Below are 2,242 nucleotides of genomic sequence, written 5' to 3' on the forward strand. Positions count from 1 at the left end.
GAACTTCTCCCCTTTTAATTATCTTCCCCTCTTTTTATCTGCAAACTATCCAACGGACTTTTATTTTTATCTTATCTATATCCTTATTACTCACATGGGTATATATTATATTTCTGTCGTCTTCGAACTTTTGTGCCCTAACAGCTCCTGGATATATCGCAGGTCTGTACCGCCTTCCAGTAGATGTCTAATCTCTTTATCGTTTCCAATGCTACATCCAAAAGCATCGCGTAGCGACCTTTTCTTCCCTTTCCACCTCTTATGTGAATGAGTTTTTCTCTCAACGTCAGTATCCTCCGACTTCAATTTCACCACCTCACTCACTCTTAACCCCGCGGAATAATATAAGCATCAAGATTGTTTTGTGTTTTAAGTTGCTCACGGACGAAAGAATTTGAGAGACTTCTTCCTGACTCAAAACCACCGGCAACTTCTTATCCTTCCACTTCCTCAGCCTTATTATCTCATAGATAAAATTTCGCTTCAAAACCTCGCCATAATAAAACTTCAGTGCGTTGATTGCAGTGTTGAGCATAGATGTGGAAACACCCCGTTCACCTGCTCCTTACTTGCCAATCCATCGCTTTGCTGGTTCTGGCAATGGATGCAATACCACCCGTCGAATTCGGATGTTGTCTTTTCATCAAGAGGCATCCCGCAACTTTAATATTGGTTCATGTTTCATGTTTACTTCTTGATTATCTTTATCCTGTATCCTTCATCTGTATATTCAACGTCCAATTCCATGCCCAGTTTCTCCGCTCTTGGTTTGAAATAGCCCTCAATGCATCCTCTTTGAAAATCCTCTTTACTTATAGGCAACAGTCCTTTTTTTATTAGATTTATCGCCGTCATCAAGAAACCGTCTCTCTTCAGATTCAAAGTTGCTTCATTGGGATTTCCATCAACTTCAACATCGCTCCCCATTAGATTCTTACGAACTATCGCCTCACTCATTGCAAACCCGATTGCATTATCCTTGCCCTGCGCCCGCAACATATCTGCATATCGCTGTGCAGTCATCTCCGAATATTCGCTCATCTTCTCCGCACCCATTTGCATAATAAAGCCAATATCCATCTGCTTGTTCAGCACGAATAGCTCGCGCATCATCTCCCATTTCTCTTCTTCCGATAAAGTTGGTATTTCCATTCTATTTTTTTTCACCTCATTTCAAATCTATTGCAATTGACAAATAAATACGTTTCGGCATTTTCTACCTACACCTCAAGTCTCGTCTGCTTTCCCCTGCGCACAGGCATTTCTAACTTTTTAAACCCGCATTTCCTCCGTGCGGTTTCAACAGCCCGATAGATTCTCCAAACGTAGTCCTTTGGAGCGTACGCTGTCTTATAAAGTGCGAGATATTTTGGCAGCAAATCATGAAATTCTTCTTCGATGAGGGACAACACACGGCTTCTACATGATGCCCTCAGGTCCAAAACTCCCGGGACCAAATCTTTCGCACCAGCATCTCTCACCGCTTTTACCACGCCGTTTATGTTCTCGAAGTCATCGGTTAAATATGGAAATATCGGCATAAGTAATATGCCAACCGTTACGCCCGCATCTGACAATTGTTGCACGGCATCGAGGCGTTCTTCAGTTGAGGTGGCTCTCGGCTCGATTTTACTGCGGATATCATCGTCCAGCGTTGTTATTGTAAAGTAAACGATTATTGTCGTGCGTTTCGCCATAACCGAGAGCAAATCACTGTCACGCAAAATCAGATTCGATTTTGTTCCAACGAATAGCGGGTTTTTGTGTTTCGCGAAAACCTCCAGAACTTGCCTTGTGACTTTAAACTTCTTCTCCGCCGGTTGATACGGATCGCAAACCGAACCCAGATTAACAGTTTTGCGTCTCCATCCGGAGCGTGATAATTCCCAGTCCAAAACGTCAGCTGCATTTACTTTCACAAGTATCCTGTTATCAAACTCCGTGTTGGAGTTGTATCCGAGGTATTCGTGTGTGTAGCGTGCGAAACAGTAGGGGCAGGAATGTTCACAACCGCGGTAAGGATTTGCACCCCAATTAAACGGCAGGGACTTCTTGTTAAAACGATGCAGAAAGGATTTACATTCGACTGGTTGATAATGAACTGACATCGTTATTTATGTTTATGTACCTTCAGAGAATATGAATATGTAAAACAAAGCTTTCTTTTTGAACCAGTATCTCCAAATGCTCTTTGGGAATGATAGCAAAAGAAGATATTTCAAACGTTTCAGGCAAATATAAT

The 2,242-nt window shown here is 42.2% G+C and carries 4 protein-coding genes; all 4 read right to left on the reverse strand.

Going from position 1 to position 2,242, the window contains the following annotated elements; translation table 11 throughout:
- Positions 1 to 105: 105 nt before the first annotated feature.
- On the reverse strand, positions 106 to 324 hold the full coding sequence (locus J7J01_06200) for a hypothetical protein (protein MCD6210467.1): 219 nt from the start codon (positions 322 to 324) through the stop codon (positions 106 to 108).
- On the reverse strand, positions 317 to 535 hold the full coding sequence (locus tag J7J01_06205; protein ID MCD6210468.1) for a hypothetical protein: 219 nt from the start codon (positions 533 to 535) through the stop codon (positions 317 to 319). Before J7J01_06205 ends, J7J01_06200 begins: the two co-directional genes overlap by 8 nt.
- A gap of 152 nt (positions 536 to 687) precedes the next feature.
- A complete protein-coding gene (locus J7J01_06210) occupies positions 688 to 1,152 on the reverse strand; it encodes a hypothetical protein (GenBank protein ID MCD6210469.1) in 465 nt (154 codons plus the stop codon).
- Positions 1,153 to 1,220: 68 nt separating this feature from the next.
- Entirely contained in the window at positions 1,221 to 2,108 is an 888-nt protein-coding gene (locus tag J7J01_06215) for a radical SAM protein (protein MCD6210470.1), read from the reverse strand.
- Between the last annotated feature and the right edge of the window lie 134 nt (positions 2,109 to 2,242).

This window comes from Methanophagales archaeon, assembly GCA_021159465.1.
GTDB lineage: Archaea > Halobacteriota > Syntropharchaeia > Alkanophagales > Methanospirareceae > G60ANME1.